Origin of the sequence: Lentzea sp. NBRC 105346, assembly GCF_030269605.1 — a bacterium.
In the GTDB taxonomy this organism is placed as follows: Bacteria; Actinomycetota; Actinomycetes; order Mycobacteriales; family Pseudonocardiaceae; genus Lentzea.
This window is the reverse complement of sequence record NZ_BSTQ01000014.1, coordinates 83,882-100,243: the sequence shown is the minus strand read 5'-3', so window position 1 is coordinate 100,243 and position 16,362 is coordinate 83,882. Positions and strand designations below refer to the sequence as shown.

The window sequence follows — 16,362 nt, the reverse complement described above, 5'->3', positions numbered from 1 at the left end:
CGACGCTGCCCCCGCGCGACAGCTACTTCGTTTGACTCGAACCCGAATGCACTAGCGCGACCTGCAGCTCGGTGACCCAGTCGTCCTCGTTGTCAGGGCAGGAGAGGTAGACCTCGCGGGCGAACCCGTTCTGCCGGTACCCGTTGTCCTCGATCCACGTGGCCAGCGACTGGTAGGACGATCCGATGTGCGCCATCGCCCCGCGGTGAATCATGGTCGCCGCCTCGGAGACCGGCGGCAGGTCCATCACCGAGAAGTCGTAAGACGACGAAGGCGACACGTTGACCTGCATCCCGGCGTACACCCGCACCCGGTCGCCCTCGACAGGCTCGTAGTACGCGACACCGGGCCCGACGATCGGCACGCCGGCGCGTTCCAGGCGCGCGCAGATGTCCGGGTACAGCGGCTGGATGACGGGACTGATGTCGGCCGACTCGTAGGAGTCCGCGACCGCCGACAGACAGGCGATCCGGACGGCCCCCAGTTGTTTCACGATGACGTCGGGCACGGCGCCCTCCCTCTCGATCGCACGGAGACGCGCCTCGACCCGGCGCAGCCGGTCGGCCGAGGCCTGGAGCTCCTGTTGCAGTTCCAGGCGCCGGAGCAGCAGCATGCCCTGCAGCTCCGACAGGCCGATCTTGTCGTCGAGGACGACGCCGACCTGGTCCAGGGTGAGCCCTAGGTCCTTCAACGCGACCAGACGGTTCAGCCTGGCCAGCTGCGTGGCCTCGTAGAACCGGTAGCCGGTGGCCGGGTCGACGTGCGCGGGGCGGAGCAGGCCGATGGCGTCGTAGTGACGCAGCATGCGGACCGACACGAGCCCCAGCTGGGCGAAGTCTCCGATGGTGAACATGGCGTGGTCCTGTGTAGGGGCTGACACCGTGTGAGGGTCAAATTGGATGTTTAGCACCAACGAACTGAGCCGACCCCATGGGGCGTGCCTCCAGCGGGACGTATCGTGCTGGGGGGAGTCCTTCGACAGAAGTGCGAACCCGATGACCGAATCATTCGTGCACCCGGCGCTGTTCTACCGCGACGCCGAGGACTACCTCTCCGCGACGGTTCCGTTCGTCGTGGAGGGGCTGGCCGAGGGCGAACCGGTGGCTGTCGCCGTGCCGCCGCCGAACCTGGCGCTGCTGCGCGACGCGCTGGCCACGTTCGCCGATCGGATCGTGTTCCACGACATGTCGCTGGTGGGGCGCAACCCCGGGCGGATCATCCCAGGTGTGTTGCGGCGGTTCGCCGACTCGCACCCCGGCCGGCACGTGCGGATCATCGGCGAGCCGATGTGGCCCAGCCGCACCGACGAGGAGTACCCGGCGTGCGCGATCCACGAGGCGCTGGTCAACCACGCGTTCCTCGGGCGGGACGCGACGATCCTGTGTCCATTCAATGCCTATCGGCTCAGCGCCGAGGTGCTGCGCGACGCCGAGGCGGCGCACCCGCTGGTCGTCGACGAGCACGGGCCGCGCCCGAGTGAGCACTTCGGACCGGACGGCCTGATCAGCAGGTACAACCGGCCGCTGAACCCACCACCTGAGGGCGCGGCGAGCACGACGATCACCGGGACCGTCGCGAACGCCCGGAAGTTCACCAAGGAGCACGCGCTGCGCGCCGGGTTCGACCCGCGGCGGCTGGACGACCTCGTGCTCGCGGTCACCGAGCTCGTCACCAACAGCGTCGAGCACGGCGGCGGCACGAGCACGCTGCACCTGTGGTCGGACGACAACGGCTATCTGTGCCAGGTGTCGGACACCGGCTACATCTCGGATCCGCTGGCCGGGCGGCTGCCCGTCGGGCCGGACCGGCCGGGTGGGCGCGGGCTGCTCGTGGTCAACCATCTGGCCGACCTGGTCCGGCTGCACACGTCACCGAACGGCACGACGGTGCAGCTCAGGTTCGCGTGGTCACAGGCCAACAACGAACTGGAAACCTGATCGCAATAAATGAACGTCGTGACGTTATAGCGTGATCCGGTGGACGACGAGGAGATCGAGGTCGGGTTGACGGGAGCGCGCTTCGGTTCGCCGTCGACGCGCAAACGCCTGCGCAAGCAGAGACACCGGCCCGAGCCTGCGGTCCAACCAGAGCCGGAACCGGAACACGAACTCCCGGCGTTGACGGGCGCGCGGTTCGGCCCGCCCTCGTTGCGCAAACGCCTGCGCGAGCAACCCGAGCCCGAGCCGGAACCGGTGCCGGAGCCCGATCCGGAGCCGACGGTGGTGCTCGACCTCGACCCCGAGTGGCCGGTGTTCGAGGAACGCGGCGCGCTGGTCCGGCCGTACGCGCGTACCGGCGGCCGCACCACGGCCGCGATCGACCTCGGTCTGGAGACGCTGATCTCGGCCGACGAGCACAGGTTCCACTTCGCGACCAGCGAACAGCTGCCGATGGTGCGGCTGTGCATGCAGCCCCGGTCGGTCGCGGAGATCGCGGCACTGTCGGACGTTCCGCTCGGCGTCGCGCGCATCCTGCTGAGCGACCTCATCGGTGCGGGGCTCGTCGCCGTCCACGAACGCGAAGCACCTGACATGGGATTGCTCGAACGGGTGCTCGCCGGGCTGCACCGCCTGTAGCCGCACCCCATAATCGGTGCGTGACCACGCCGGAGAAGCAACGGCCGACGCGCATCAGCGGAACCTGGGTCGCGGTGCTCGTCGCGATCGTCCTGTTGATCTTCCTTCTCGTCTTCATCCTGCAGAACCTCGCCGACGTGACGGTCCACTTCCTGTGGATCGAGGCGACGCTCCCCCTCGGCGTGGCACTGCTCTTCGGCGCCATCGCCGGTGCCGTGACCGTCGCGCTCGTCGGCGCCGCGCGCATCATGCAGCTGCGGCGGCATACCAAACGGAAGCAGAAGACGACCGCCCCTACTGTTCCGGACGAGTCCGCATCACCAACTCCACCCGCGAGCTGATCCCGAGCTTGCGGAAGATCTTGCGCAGGTGGAAGTTCACCGTGTGGGGTGACATGAACAGCTGCGCGGAGATCTGCCGGTTCGTCTGCCCCTTCGCCACCAGGTTGGCGATCGCCTGTTCCGTGTCGTCCAAACTGGACCATCCCGACAGCGGGCGGACCGGCTGGGTGCGCCTGCGCCGGCCGAGCTTGCGCAGCCGCCCCATGACGCGCGCGCTGTCGCGGATCGCGCCGATCTCCCGGTAGAACCCGAGCGCGTTCTCCAGTGCCTTCACCGAGGCCGCCCGGTCGGACGCCGCGAGCAGCGCGCCGAGGTCCTCGGCCGCGTTCGCACGCGCCCACAGGTCGCGGTGCTGGGCCGCCGCCTGCTCCAGCAGCTTCGCATCGCCGTCGATGAGGCCACGCGCGTGGATCGCGGCGACGGCGACCGCGCGGAACGACGGGTTGTCGTCGGCGAGCTGCTCCACCCGGCGCACGGTGTGCTCCGCCAGCGCGATGTCCCCGGCCTCCTGGGCGCGCCGCACGAACCACGCCGCGGAGCGGGGTTCCTCCACCAACAACGACGAACCTTCGATCAAGTCGCCGTAGGAGTCCGACAGCAGGCCGAGAACGCGGTCCAGCCCGAAGCCGACGAACGACACCAGCAGGTCGGTCCACTGGTAGTACGCCGGGGAGAAGACGATGCCGTCGGGCGGCAGCTTGGTGCGGAAGCGATCCACGTGGTCGATGGCGGACGGCAGGTCGCCGGTGTGGACCGCCGCCGTCGCGAGCACCGCGAGCGCCGGCGGCACGAACAACATCAGCGCGGACTCCTCGGCGGCCGCCAGCGCGCCGCGCGCCTCGGCGACCGCGTCCTCCAACCGCCCGGCCTGCAACAGGATCCGCGACTGGACGACGGCGGTGTGCGTGTCCTTCGGGGCGTTGCGCCACGGCGTGCTGCGCACCCGGCGCACCATGGCGTCCGCCTCGGCGAACTCGCGCAGGCTGCCGAGCTGCGAGGCGTACAGCACCTGCGGGTACGCGCACAGCTCGGTGCCGGACGCGGAGTTGGCGGCCTCCTTGGCGAGTTCGGCGGCCGGACCCGGCTGTCCGGTGTCGCGCGTGACGACCGACAGCACCGCGAGCGCGTTGGCCAGCAGGTCGTTGGCAGGGCCGCGATGCGCGCGCGCCACGGTCTCGGCGACCTCACCGGCGCGCGCGGCGTCGTGGCCGAGCAGGCTCAGCAGTCGCGTGATCTCCACCCACGTGGCCACTTCCTCGGGCAGGTCCGGCTCGTCGAGCAGCTCGTCGAGGATCGCGATCGCCTCGGCGTGCTGGGCGCTCAAGCCCAGCGTCAACGCCACGACGTGCCGCAGCTGCACGGACGCCTGCGCGGGCACCTGGCGGCCCAGCACGTCCTGTGCCAGCGCCTGCGCCGCGGTGAGCTTGCCCGACGCCGCCAGCGCGCGGACCGCGACGACCGTGCGCGGGATCAACGCCTCGCTGGTCTGATCGGTCAGCTCCAGCGCACGGACGGCGAGCTCGGCCGACGCGTCCGGCGCCTGGCGCAGCACGGCGGTCGCCGCGGACACGAGTCCCTCGATCGACCGCACATCACCGCGTTGCGCGCCGTGCAGCAGGTGCTGCGCGGCGGTGACGGCCGAGTCGCCGCGGGCCAGCAGCATCTCCCCCGCCTCGCGGTGCAGCGCCCGGCGCACCGGCGCGGGCACCGAGTCCGAGACGAGCCGCCAGATCAGCTCGTGCCCGAACGCGAGGCGATCTTCGACGGACGTGACGACGCCCGCGCCGATCGTCTCGTCGAGCACGGGTAAGAGGATCGCCGTGCTCGTGCCGAGCATCTGCGCCACGTCACCGGGTTCGAAGGCCTGCCCGAGCACGGAAGCGACCTGCAGCAGGTGCCGCGCCCTTTCCGACAACCGGTCGAGGCGCTCGCGCAGCAGTTTTTCCACGCGACGTGGCGGCACCTCCGTGCGCAGCGCCGCGCGGCCGCGTTCGAGGTGCACCTGACCGTCCTCGCGCAGCGCCGTGAGCAACGCGACGAGCCGCGCGGGATTGCCTTGTGCGAGGCTCGCGAGGGCGCGCAGACCGGTATCCGGCTTGCCGCCGAGAAAATCGGTGACGAGATCGGAGACAACGTTGTCCGGCAATGGCTCGAGCGTGATCCTCGTCGCGTGCTGGGGCAGCAGCCGGTCGTCGGCACGATCACCGGCGAGCAGCCAGACGACGCGCCGCTCGTGGCAGCCGGGTAGCAACGAACGCAACGCCGCGAGCGTGCCCGGATCCGCGAGATGCAGATCGTCGAGCACGATGACCGTCGGCTCGACGGGCCCGTCCTGCGCGAGGCGGGCCAGCAGAAACGGTTGGTCGAGCACGTCGGCGGCGGTCTCGACGGCGTACCCGCGGCGCGCGGCGTCACGCGCCGCCCAGGTGAGCAGGCACGTCTTGCCGACGCCCGCGTCACCCTCGACGTGCACGACGCCCGAGCCCGCGTCCAGCACCTTCGCCAGGACGTCCCGTTCTGCGGCACGGCCGTGGAACGTTCCGTCGTGATTCCCCGACACTATTTTTCCCTTTCCTTCGACGTTGATCAGCTCGGCCAATCGGATGACCGTAGTGAGCACCTCGAAGCATTGGCACTACCCACCTGGGTAGTTGCCGCGCAGATCATAGGCGGAACAGCCCTGTTGAGACGCGCCATAGCGTAACTACCTTTACCTGAGCAAGTGGCGACCATTCAGTAGCATAAAAATCGCGGACAGTTCCCCCACGGATTGCGGAGAGATCTTGAAACACCCGCGAAAAGTGTGGTGCGCGTCAATCAGCGCAGGCGGTACGACCCTCGTGGAGGGCGCCGCGGGGACCGGAAAGACGTCCGCGCTCGACGAGGCGGCGCGGTTCTGGGAAAAACGCGGGCACAAAGTGATCCGCGCGCACGGCAGCGAGCTGGACCGGTCGCTGCCCTTCGGCATCGTCGCGCAGCTCTTCGAGCCGGTGCTCGACGACGATCTCGAGGTGCCGCCCGAGGCGCTCGGCGCGCTGCGGCTGACGTCGACCGAACCGGACTTCATCGTGTTGCAGGGCCTATATCGGCTGGCCGTGCGGCTCGCCGGCGACACCGGACTGCTCATCGTCGTGGACGACGTGCACTGGGCGGACGCGCCGTCGTTGCGCTGGCTCGCCTACCTCGCGTTGCGGATGCGCCGCCAGCCCATCTCCCTGGTGCTGTCGATCGGCGCGGACGAGCGGTGCGACGACCCGTCGTTCTGCGAGGTGGTGGCACAACCGTTGAGCGAACGGATCGTGCTCGGCGAGATGGACCTCGGCACGGCGACCGAACTGGCCGAGCGCGTGTTCGGCGGCGCGGTGGACCGGGTGTTCGTCGAGGCGTGTCTCGAAGCCGCCGACGGCAACCCGCAGCTCACCGCACGGCTGTTCCGCGCGCTGGCGGACGACCAGGTGCCACCCGAGGCGGCGTCGGCCTGGCAGGCGGCCGAGCACGGGACGTTCGTCCGCGGCCAGGTGGTGCTCGGCCGGCTGCGGCGAAGACCTCCGCGCGTCGTGACGGCGGCGCAGTGCGCGGCGGTGCTTGGTCCACAACCCCATCCGGGCGTGCTGGCCGAGCTCACCGGCATGAGCGCGATCGAGCTCACCGACGCGCTGCGCACCCTGAACGGCATCGGCGCACTGGGCCCGCAGGTCCGTTCGGCCGTACTCGACGACATGCCCGCCGCCTCCCGCGCCGACCTGCACGCGCGCGCCGCCCGGTCCTTGCGCAACCACGGCGCCGACGACCGCGCCGTGGCCGAACAGCTGCTGGAGACCCCGCCCGGCGCCGACGCGTGGGCGTGCGAGGTGCTCGACCGGGCGGCGCGCGACGCGGTGAGCCGGGGTGATCCGGATGCCGCCGCCCGGCTGCTGTGGCGCTCACTGCGCGAACCGCTCGCCAACCCGGCCCGCGCGTTCCGCCTGCTCGGGGTCGCCGAACTGACCGGCGGCCTGCCCGGCGCGACGGCCCGGCTCCGTGAGGCGCTGGCAGCGGCCGGTGATCCCGTGGAACGTGCCCAAACCGCTATTCCACTCGCCATGGCATTGCATGCCGACGGCCGGCCCGCGGAGCTGGTCTCGGTGCTCGACTCGAACACGGTGACCGGTCCGCTGACGGTCCGCGTGCGGGAACACCGGCTGATGCACGCCTTCGGGTTCGCCGAGGCGGTGCCGAGCGACTTCGTCTCCGAGGACCAGCCGGTCAACATCCTCTACCAGGCCGCGATCGGCCGGATCGACGCGCACAGCGCCGCCGCGCTCACGTCACGCGTGATGGCGAACCGATCGGACACGCTGGGCTGCGTCGCGGGCGCGCTCACGTTGTGCGTCGCCGACCACCACGACGAAGCCATCGCGCTGACCGACCGCCTGCTGCAGACCAAGCACACACCGGCCACGCGCGGCCTGGCGTTCGTGCTGCGCTCCAACGCCCTGCGCCGCCGGGGCGATCTCACCGCCGCGCGTGCCGACGCCGACGCCGCGGAGTCGTTCCTGCGCAACGAGACCCGCTGGCCGCTCATCACCGCCATCTACACCGCGCTGCGCGTCGACCTGCTGATGGAGGCGAGCCGCGTCGACGACGCGCACGCACTGCTCGAGTCCGCGTGCGCCGACGAACGGCTGCGCTCGACGTGGTCGATGGCCGCCCTTTACGCCGCGCGCGGCCGCGTGAACATCGTGCGCGGCGACCCGGCCGCCGCGCTGGAGGACTTCCTGGCCGCCCGTGATCACGAGCAGCGCTGGCCGTTCCGCAACCCCGCGCTGCTGCCGTGGCGCGCCGGCGCCGCACTGGCCTGTGCCGCACTGAGTGACGGGCAACGCGCCCGCCAGTTCGCCGACGAGGAGCTGGCGAACGCCCGCGCCTGGGGTGCGCCGCGGTTGCTGGGCATGACGTTGCGGGCCGGCGGGCGCGTCTACTCCGGTTCCGCGGGCCGGGCGTTGCTGGAGGCCGCGGTCGTGGTGCTGCGGGCGTCGTCGGCCCGGCTGGAGCTGGCTCGGGCGTTGACCGATCTCGGCGTCACGCTGCGGCGCCAGGGCGACACCTCGTTGGCGCGCACACATTTGCGCGACGCGCTGGACCTGGCGCAGAAGTCCGGCTCGGAGGCGTTGTCCGCTCGGGCCTACGCGGAACTGGTCGCGACCGGGTCCGGGCCGCGCCGGATGCGGCAGACCGGGCCCACCGCGTTGACGCCCACCGAGCACCAGGTGGCGAACCTGGCCGCTCGGGGGCGGTCCAACGAGGAGATCGCGACGACGTTGCTCGTGCCCGCACACACCATCGAAGGGCTGTTGCTCGGCGCGTGCCGGAAGCTTGGGGTGGCGGGTCGGTTGCAGCTGCCTGAGGTTCTGGATGTGGCGGACTGACGCTCTCGCCGATGCTGGCTCACGCACGGCTGGGATTGTCGGGGGCTGGCGCTACGGTCGGCTGGGGGTGTGTCGGCGCGCGGTGGTTGTGAGCTGCCCCCGTATCCAGGCTAACGAGGGGCACCGACAACCGGGCTGGCAAGCGCGCACGGGACCGCCAGGCAAGCGAGCGACGCTGCCGACCACGCACGGGACCGGCAGCCAACCAAGCAACCACGCACGGAACCGGCAGCTAACGAAGCGACCACGCACCCAGAGTGGGGCGCGTCTGGTGACCACGTACGGAACGCGATTGGGGCTTGACTTGGGGTGCGGCGTGGTAGCCCTTGTTGGGCCGGCAGATCGTGATCTGCCGGCGGAGCCGGCCCACCACGCCGCCCGGAGGGATCGAACACAGCGCCCCTGAAGTCCCAAGTCAAGCCCCAATCGCGGCGCCGAAGGCGCCCCCGGAAGACGCAGCGCCCCACGACACCAGCAGCCAACAAAAGGGCGACCACGCACGAAACCGGCAGCCAACCAAAGACCGCAACCTCAGCGACCGTCTTCGAGGTCGCCTTCCGTTTCCAGGTAGGCGGCCTTGAGCGCGTCCAGGGTCTCGGGCTCCGGGTGCTCCCAAAGACTACGGTTGGCAGCCTCGAGCAACCGCTCAGCAATCCCGTGCAACGCCCAAGGGTTGGACTCCGAGAGGAACTTGCGGGTCTCGGGATCCAGCACGTACTTCGCCGTCAGCTCCTCGTACATCCAATCGTGCACGACCCCGGTCGTGGCGTCGATGCCGAACAGGTAGTCGACCGTCGCGGCGAGCTCGAAGGCGCCCTTGTAGCCGTGCCTGCGCATGGCGTTGATCCAGCGCGGGTTCACCACGCGGGCGCGGAAGATGCGCGAGGTCTCCTCGGTCAGCGTTCGCGTGCGGACGGCCTCGGGGCGCGTGCTGTCGCCGACGTAGGCCGCGGGGGCCTTGCCCGTCAACGCCTTCACCATCGTGACCATGCCACCGTGGTACTGGTAGTAGTCGTCGGAGTCGATGATGTCGTGCTCACGCGTGTCGATGTTCTTGGCGGCCACGGCGATGCGGCGGTACGCGGACTCCATGTCGGCGCGTGCCTCGACGCCGTCCAGGCCACGACCGTAGGCGTAGCCGCCCCAGACCGCGTAGACCTCGGCGATGTCCTTGTCGTCACGCCAGTTCCGGCTGTCGATCAACGGCAGCACGCCCGCGCCGTACGCGCCGGGCTTGGAGCCGAAGATCCGCCGCACATGCGACGACGAGTCGGAAACCGCGTGGGCGCGCACGAAGTTGTCCGGTTCGTCGAGCTTCGCCACGAGCTGTACGGCGTCGTCGATCAACGCCACGACGTGCGGGAAGGCGTCGCGGAAGAAGCCGGAGATGCGGACCGTCACGTCGATGCGCGGTCGGCCGAGTTCCTCGGTGGAGATGACCTCCAGGCCCGTCACGCGGCGGGACTGGTCGTCCCACACCGGGCGAACACCCAGCAACGCCAGCACTTCGGCGATGTCGTCACCCGCGGTGCGCATGGCGGACGTGCCCCACACCGAGAGCCCCACCGAAGGCGGCCACTCGCCGTCGTTGTCGTCGCGGTAGCGCTGCAGCAGCGAGTCGGCCATCGCCTGGCCGGTCTCCCATGCGAGGCGCGACGGGATCGCCTTCGGGTCGACCGAGTAGAAGTTGCGGCCGGTCGGCAGGACGTTCACCAGGCCGCGCAACGGCGAGCCGGACGGGCCCGCGGGCACATAACCGCCGTCGAGGGCGTGCAGCAGGTTCGTCATCTCGTCGGTCGTGCGGGCGAGACGCGGAACGACCTCGGTTGCCGCGAACTCCAGGATCTTGACCACGTCGGCGTTCGAGCTCAACGACTTCGCGTGCCCGGCGTCCCAGCCCGCGTCCTCCATGGCCTGCACGAGAGTGCGCGCCTGAGCCTCGATGTCGTCGGTGGCGACTCGAGACCCGTCATTCAGACCCAGGGCCTCCCGCAGGCCGGGCAGTGCGGCGACCTGGCCGCCCCACATCTGGCGGGCCTGCAGCATGGCGAGCACGAGGTTCACCCGCGCCTCGCCGGTCGGGGCCTCGCCGAGGATGTGCAGGCCGTCGCGGATCTGGACGTCCTTGACCTCGCACAGCCAGCCGTCGACGTGCAGCAGGAACTCGTCGAATTCGGCGTCGTGCGGGCGGTCGTCCAGGCCGAGGTCGTGGTCGAGCTTGGCGGCCTGGATCAGGGTCCAGATCTGCGCGCGGATGGCCGGCAGCTTGGCCGGGTCCATCGCGGAGATGTTGCCGTACTCGTCCAGCAGCTGCTCCAGGCGCGCGATGTCGCCGTAGCTGTCGGCGCGCGACATCGGCGGCACGAGGTGGTCGACGAGCGTGGCGTGCGCACGTCGTTTGGCCTGCGTGCCCTCACCGGGGTCGTTGACCAGGAACGGGTAGATCAGCGGCAGGTCGCCGAGCGCCGCGTCGGTGCCGCACGACGCGGACATGCCGACCGTCTTGCCGGGCAGCCATTCCAGGTTGCCGTGCTTGCCGACGTGCACGACCGCGTCCGCCCGGAACTCGGCCTGCAGCCACTGGTACGCGGCCAGGTAGTGGTGCGACGGCGGCAGGTCCGGGTCGTGGTAGATCGCGATCGGGTTCTCGCCGAACCCGCGCGGCGGCTGGACCACGACGACGACGTTGCCGGACCGCAGCGCGGCCAGCACGATGTCGCCCTCGGGGTTCTGCGAGCGATCGACGAACAGCTCACCGGGTGCGGGACCCCAGTGCTGCTCCATCGCCTCACGGAAGTCGTCCGGCAGCGTCTCGTAGAACTCCCGGTACTTCGCGGCACTGATCCGCACGGGGTTCGTCTCGAACTGCTCCTGCGTCAGCCAGTCCGCGTCCTGGCCACCGGCGGCGATCAGCGCGTGAATGAGCGCATCACCATCCAAAGTGGATACGCCCGGCAGCGCGTCGCCGATGTCGTAACCGCGGTCCTGCATCGCCCGCAGCAGGCGCACGGTGCTCGCCGGGGTGTCGAGGCCGACGGCGTTGCCGATGCGCGAGTGCTTCGTCGGGTACGCGCTCAGCATCACGACGATCCGGCGGTCCTTCGTCGGAATGTGGCTGAGCCGCGCGTGCCGGACCGCGATGCCCGCGACGCGCAGGGCGCGTTCGGGGTCGGCGACGTAGACCGTGAGGCCGTCGGCGTCGATCTCCTTGAAGGAGAACGGAACCGTGATGATCCGGCCGTCGAACTCGGGGATCGCGACCTGCGTCGCCGTGTCGAGCGGGCTGAGGCCGTCGTCGTTCTCGTCCCACGACTCGCGGCTGCTGGTCAGGCACAGGCCCTGCAGGATCGGCACGTCCAGCGCGGCGAGCGCGGCCACGTCCCATGCGTCCTCGTCGCCGCCGGCGCTCGCCTGGGACGGCGTGGTGCCGCCCGCGGCGAGGACCGTGACGATCAACGCGTCGGCCTGCTCGAGGGTCTCCAGCAGCTCGGGCTCGGCGGTGCGCAGGCTGGAGCAGTAGACGGGCAGCGGGTTGCCGCCGCGTTCCTCGATCGCATCGCACAGCGCGTGCACGAACGCGGTGTTCCCGGCGACGTGGTGCGCGCGGTAGTAGAGAACGGCGACGGTCGGCCCGTCCTTGGGCTCGCGTTCGAGCAGGCCCCAGGTGGGCGTCGGCTTGGGCGGTTCGAAGCCCTCGCCGGTCAGCAGGACGGTGTCGCTGAGGAACTTGTGCAGCTGCTCGAGGTTCGCCGGGCCGCCGTGCGCGAGGTAGGCGTGCGCCTCGGAGACCACGCCCTTCGGCACCGTCGAGAGCTCCATGAGCTGCGCGTCCGGCGCCTGCTCACCACCGAGCACGACGACCGGGCGGGGCCCGGCGAGCAGGTGGTCGAGGCCCTCTTCCCACATCCGGCGGCCGCCGAGGATGCGGACGACCACCAGGTCGGTGCCCTCCACCAGCTCGGGCAGGTCCTCGGCCGTGAGCCGCGCGGGGTTGCCGAGCCGGAACTCGGCGCCGCTGGAACGGGCGGACAGCAGGTCTGTGTCGGAGGTCGACAGCAGCAGGATCACGCGCGGGCTCCATCCCTCGGGGGTCCTCGCCCCTGTTGTTGGGCACGGCATCGCGGAGTTCCTGACTCCCAGGGCATGCCTGGTCACAGTGGCGGGACCGCGCCGGATTCACACCGGCTTCCTCCCATGCTTCGCCGTTCGGAGGACACCCTAACCGGCGTTTAGTGTGTGGCCATGCGCGCTCACCCGGATGCCTGCCCCGGCGCCGTCGACCTGCACCAGGCGGCGGACGGCGGGCTGGCGCGCATCCGGGTCCCCGGTGGCACGTTGACCGGTGCTCAGTGGGACGTCCTGCGTAACGCTGCTTTGGAGCTCGGCAGCGGGTTCCTGGAACTCACTTCGCGAGCGAACCTGCAGATCAGAGGCCTTTCGTCGGGCTTGGAACTGAGCGGGCGACTCCGGGCCGCGGGGTTGCTGCCGTCCGACACGCACGAACGGGTGCGCAACATCGTGGCCGCTCCCCTGGAGGACAACCAGGCGCTCGTCGACGCCATCGACCAGGCCATCTGCGCGCGTCCGGAGCTCGCCGACCTGCCCGGACGGTTCCTGGTCACGGTCGGCGCCGCGGTGAGCGGGCTGGGTGCCGACATCGGTCTCGTCGGCGACGCGTTGTTGCTGGCCGGGCGGGACTCCGGACTGCGCGTGACGGACCCGGTCGGCGCCGTGATCGAGGCCGCGCTGTTGTTCCAGCGCATCCGCGGCAGCGCGTGGCGGCTGTCCGAAGTGGACGACGGTGTGCGCAAGATCACCGAGGCGCTCGGCACTCCCGCGGACGAGCGCCTCGCCGTTGGTGTGACACCCGCCATACCCGGCCCGACGGTCGCCGGGGTGCCGCTGGGTCGGCTGGACGCCCGGCTGCTGCCAGGCGTTCCGGTGCGGATCACGCCATGGCGGAGCCTCGTGGTGCCCCCCGGAACGGACACCACTGGCCTCTTCACGTCGCCCGACTCGCCCTGGCACGGTGTGTCGGCGTGCACCGGAATGCCGGGATGCGCGAAGTCGTTGTCGGACGTCCGTGCGGACGCCGCGGCCTGGATCGGAACCCCGCATGAGGGGCTCGTGCACTGGTCGGGATGTTCGCGCCGATGCGGACGCCCGGCCGGCGATGTGGTGGAGTTCGTCGCGACCGGCGACGGCTACGAGGAGATCAGGTGACGGAGTACATCAAGGACGGGCAGGAGATCTACCGCCAGTCCTTCGCCACCATCCGCGCGGAGGCGGACCTGTCCGGCCTGCCCACCGACGTCGCGCGGGTCGCCGTGCGGATGATCCACTCGTGCGGCATGGTCGACCTGGTGCGCGACATCGCGTACTCCCCCGACGTCGTGCGCAACGCCCGCAAGGCGTTGCTCGACGGCGCCCCGATCCTCTGTGACGCCAACATGGTCGCGGCCGGTGTGACGCGCCGCCGGCTGCCCGCGGACAACGAAGTCCTCTGTTTCCTTGGTGATCCGCGCACGTCGTCGCTGGCTTCCGCTTTGGGTAACACCCGGAGCGCTGCGGCACTGGAGTTGCTGGCCGATCGGTTCGAGGGGGCCGTGGTCGCGATCGGCAACGCGCCGACCGCGTTGTTCCACCTGCTCGACCTGATCGCCGGTGGAGCGCCGAAACCGGCCGCTGTGCTCGGCATCCCGGTCGGCTTCATCGGCGCGGCGGAGTCGAAGGAAGCCCTGGCCGCCAACGATTTGGGCTTGGAGTACCTGGTCGTGCACGGCCGTCGGGGCGGCAGCGCCATGACGGTCGCCGCCATCAACGCGATCGCGAGCGAGGACGAATGACGGGCAAGTTGTACGGGGTCGGCCTCGGTCCGGGCGATCCGGAACTGGTGACCGTCAAGGCGGCCCGGCTCATCTCCTCGGCTTCCGTGGTCGCCTACCATTCGGCGCGCCACGGGCGTTCGGTGGCGCGATCCATTGCGGCGCAGTACTTCCGCGACGGGGTGATCGAGGAACAGCTCGTCTACCCGGTGACGACCGAGGACACCGACGACTACCAGGGCGAGATCGACGCCTTCTACGAGGAGGCGGCCGGCCGGTTGGCCGCGCACCTCGACGCGGGCCGCGACGTCGTCGTGCTCGCCGCGGGCGACCCGTTCTTCTACGGCTCGTACATGCACATGCACAAGCGCCTGGCGGACAAGTATCCCTGGGAGGTCGTGCCGGGTGTGACGTCGGTGAGCGGCGCGTCGGCCGTGCTGGGCACACCGTTGGTCGAACGCGACGAGGTGCTCACGATCCTGCCGGGCACGCTGCCGAAGGAGCAGTTGGCGAGCCGGCTGCGGCAGACCGACTCGGCCGCGATCCTCAAGCTGGGCCGCACTTTCGAGGGTGTGCGCGCCGCGCTCGACGAAGCCGGGCGGTTGGACGAGGCGTGGTACGTCGAGCGCGCCACGACCGGCAAGCAGCGGACATCACCGCTCGCCGAAGTCGATGCCGAATCCGTGCCTTACTTCTCGCTGGCGATGGTGCCGAGCCGGTCGCGTGAACTGCCGCACATGGTGGAGTTGGTGTGCGACCAGCCGGGTTCCGTTGTGGTGGTGGGTCTCGGACCGGGCGGGCCGGAGTGGCTCACCCCCGAAGCGCGCCAAGCGCTCGACGAAGCGGACACGCTCGTCGGCTACACCACCTATCTGAAGCGCGTTCCGGCAAAGCCCGGTCAGGCACGGCACGCGTCGCACAACCAGGTCGAGTCCGAGCGGGCCGAGTTCGCGCTCGACCTGGCGCGACGCGGCCAGAAGGTCGCCGTGGTGTCATCGGGCGATCCGGGCGTGTTCGCGATGGCCACCGCGGTCCTCGAAGTCGCCGCCGCGTTCCCGGACATCAGGGTGCGCGTCCTGCCGGGCGTGACCGCCGCCAACGCCGTGGCCAGCCGCGTGGGCGCGCCGCTCGGGCATGACTACTGCGTGCTGTCGCTCTCCGATCGCCTGAAGCCGTGGGACGTCATCGCCGACCGGCTGGAAGCGGCGGCTCGCGCCGACCTCGTGATCGCGATCTACAACCCGGCGTCCACGGTCCGCACGACCCAGGTCGCCGAGATGCGCGACCTGTTGCTGCGCCACCGCTCTCCGGACACCACCGTGGTGGTCGGTCGCGCGGTCGGATCGGAGCAGGAAGAGGTCCGGGTGGTCACGCTCGGGTCGCTGGATCCGGGCACGGTCGACATGCGGTGCCTGCTGATCATCGGGTCGTCACAGACGCAGGTGACCGATCAGGGCGTCGTGTTCACGCCCCGGCGGTACCCAGCCAGCTGACGGCCTCCTCGACGGTCGCCACCACGGGCGCGTCCGGCAGTGGCGGCCGTCGCACGATCACGACCGGAACCCCGAGCCTCCGAGCGGCGACGAGCTTCGCGGACGTCATCTCGCCGCCGCTGTCCTTGGTGACGAGCACGTCGATCCGGTGCTCGCGCAGCAACGCCAGCTCACCGTCCACGGTGAACGGCCCGCGGTCGAGCAGCACCTGGATCCGTTGCGGCAGCGGCGAAGCAGGCGGCTCGACCATGCGCGCCAGGAACCACTGCGAGCACGAGGCGAACGCCGAGATGTCCTGACGCCCGGTCGTGAGAAAGACGCGCTCGCCCGGCAGGGAAGCGGCGGCTTCGGCAACGGAGGACACCCACCGCCAGTCGTCACCCGGCTCCTGGACGAACCCCGGCCGGCGCAGGATCAGGAACGGCAGACCCAACCGTGAGGTGGCCTCGAAGGCGTTCGCGGTGATCTTGCGGGCGAACGGGTGCGTGGCGTCGACGACCGCGCTGATGTCGTTGTCGCGCAACCAGGTCACGAGTCCGTCGACGCCGCCGAACCCGCCGACGCGCACGTCACCGTCGGGCAGGCGTGGATCGCTCACCCGCCCGGCGAGCGACGAGATCACGGGAACCAGCGCAGCCAGGCGCCGGGCCTCGCCCGTTCCGCCGAGTACCAGCACAGTCACACCGCCCAACCTAGACGTTTCCAAATCGAACGAAAGG

Annotated in this window: 11 protein-coding genes and 1 riboswitch; of the genes, 7 read left to right on the top strand and 4 right to left on the bottom strand. The window is 70.4% G+C overall.

Annotated elements, in window-relative coordinates; translation table 11 throughout:
* Positions 1 to 22 precede the first annotated feature (22 nt).
* On the bottom strand, positions 23 to 853 hold the full coding sequence (locus QSK35_RS27680) for a MerR family transcriptional regulator (protein WP_285750459.1): 831 nt from the start codon (positions 851 to 853) through the stop codon (positions 23 to 25).
* A gap of 142 nt (positions 854 to 995) precedes the next feature.
* Between QSK35_RS27680 and QSK35_RS27675 the strand changes: the two genes are divergently transcribed.
* Genes QSK35_RS27675 through QSK35_RS27665 form a run of 3 tightly spaced genes read left to right on the top strand, consistent with a single transcriptional unit; the run spans position 996 to position 2,917 of the window.
* Entirely contained in the window at positions 996 to 1,937 is a 942-nt protein-coding gene (locus QSK35_RS27675; protein ID WP_285750458.1) for an anti-sigma factor RsbA family regulatory protein, read from the top strand.
* Between the two features lie 39 nt (positions 1,938 to 1,976).
* Positions 1,977 to 2,576, top strand: coding sequence for a DUF742 domain-containing protein (locus QSK35_RS27670; RefSeq protein ID WP_285750457.1), 600 nt, complete (start codon positions 1,977 to 1,979; stop codon positions 2,574 to 2,576).
* A gap of 20 nt (positions 2,577 to 2,596) precedes the next feature.
* Positions 2,597 to 2,917 carry a LapA family protein gene (locus QSK35_RS27665; RefSeq protein WP_285750456.1) on the top strand — a complete coding sequence of 107 codons (321 nt, stop codon included), beginning with the start codon at positions 2,597 to 2,599 and terminating at the stop codon, positions 2,915 to 2,917.
* On the opposite strand, the gene QSK35_RS27660 is transcribed toward QSK35_RS27665, so the two are convergent.
* A complete protein-coding gene (locus QSK35_RS27660; protein WP_285750455.1) occupies positions 2,871 to 5,516 on the bottom strand; it encodes a helix-turn-helix transcriptional regulator in 2,646 nt (881 codons plus the stop codon). The two genes, QSK35_RS27665 and QSK35_RS27660, sit on opposite strands and share 47 nt — an antisense overlap.
* Before the next feature lie 202 nt (positions 5,517 to 5,718).
* Here QSK35_RS27660 and QSK35_RS27655 point away from each other — a divergent pair, with 202 nt between their 5' ends.
* Entirely contained in the window at positions 5,719 to 8,325 is a 2,607-nt protein-coding gene (locus tag QSK35_RS27655) for an AAA family ATPase (protein WP_285750629.1), read from the top strand.
* Positions 8,326 to 8,856: 531 nt separating this feature from the next.
* Here the strand turns inward: QSK35_RS27655 and cobN are convergent.
* Positions 8,857 to 12,393 carry a cobaltochelatase subunit CobN gene (gene cobN, locus QSK35_RS27650; protein WP_285750454.1) on the bottom strand — a complete coding sequence of 1,179 codons (3,537 nt, stop codon included), beginning with the start codon at positions 12,391 to 12,393 and terminating at the stop codon, positions 8,857 to 8,859.
* 34 nt (positions 12,394 to 12,427) lie between these two features.
* A riboswitch (cobalamin riboswitch) is annotated at positions 12,428 to 12,561 on the bottom strand.
* 6 nt (positions 12,562 to 12,567) lie between these two features.
* On the opposite strand from cobN, the gene QSK35_RS27645 reads away from it, so the two are divergent.
* The 3 genes from QSK35_RS27645 to QSK35_RS27635 are packed head-to-tail and all read left to right on the top strand — an operon-like array spanning position 12,568 to position 15,643.
* A complete protein-coding gene (locus tag QSK35_RS27645) occupies positions 12,568 to 13,548 on the top strand; it encodes a ferredoxin-like domain-containing protein (protein ID WP_285750453.1) in 981 nt (326 codons plus the stop codon).
* Entirely contained in the window at positions 13,545 to 14,171 is a 627-nt protein-coding gene (locus QSK35_RS27640; RefSeq protein ID WP_285750452.1) for a precorrin-8X methylmutase, read from the top strand. The genes QSK35_RS27645 and QSK35_RS27640 overlap by 4 nt, the downstream gene beginning before the upstream one ends.
* Positions 14,168 to 15,643, top strand: a complete 1,476-nt coding sequence (locus QSK35_RS27635; protein WP_285750451.1) for a precorrin-2 C(20)-methyltransferase — start codon at positions 14,168 to 14,170, stop codon at positions 15,641 to 15,643. The genes QSK35_RS27640 and QSK35_RS27635 overlap by 4 nt, the downstream gene beginning before the upstream one ends.
* Here the strand turns inward: QSK35_RS27635 and QSK35_RS27630 are convergent.
* A complete protein-coding gene (locus QSK35_RS27630) occupies positions 15,615 to 16,319 on the bottom strand; it encodes a cobalt-precorrin-6A reductase (protein WP_502881727.1) in 705 nt (234 codons plus the stop codon). The genes QSK35_RS27635 and QSK35_RS27630 overlap by 29 nt on opposite strands.
* Between the last annotated feature and the right edge of the window lie 43 nt (positions 16,320 to 16,362).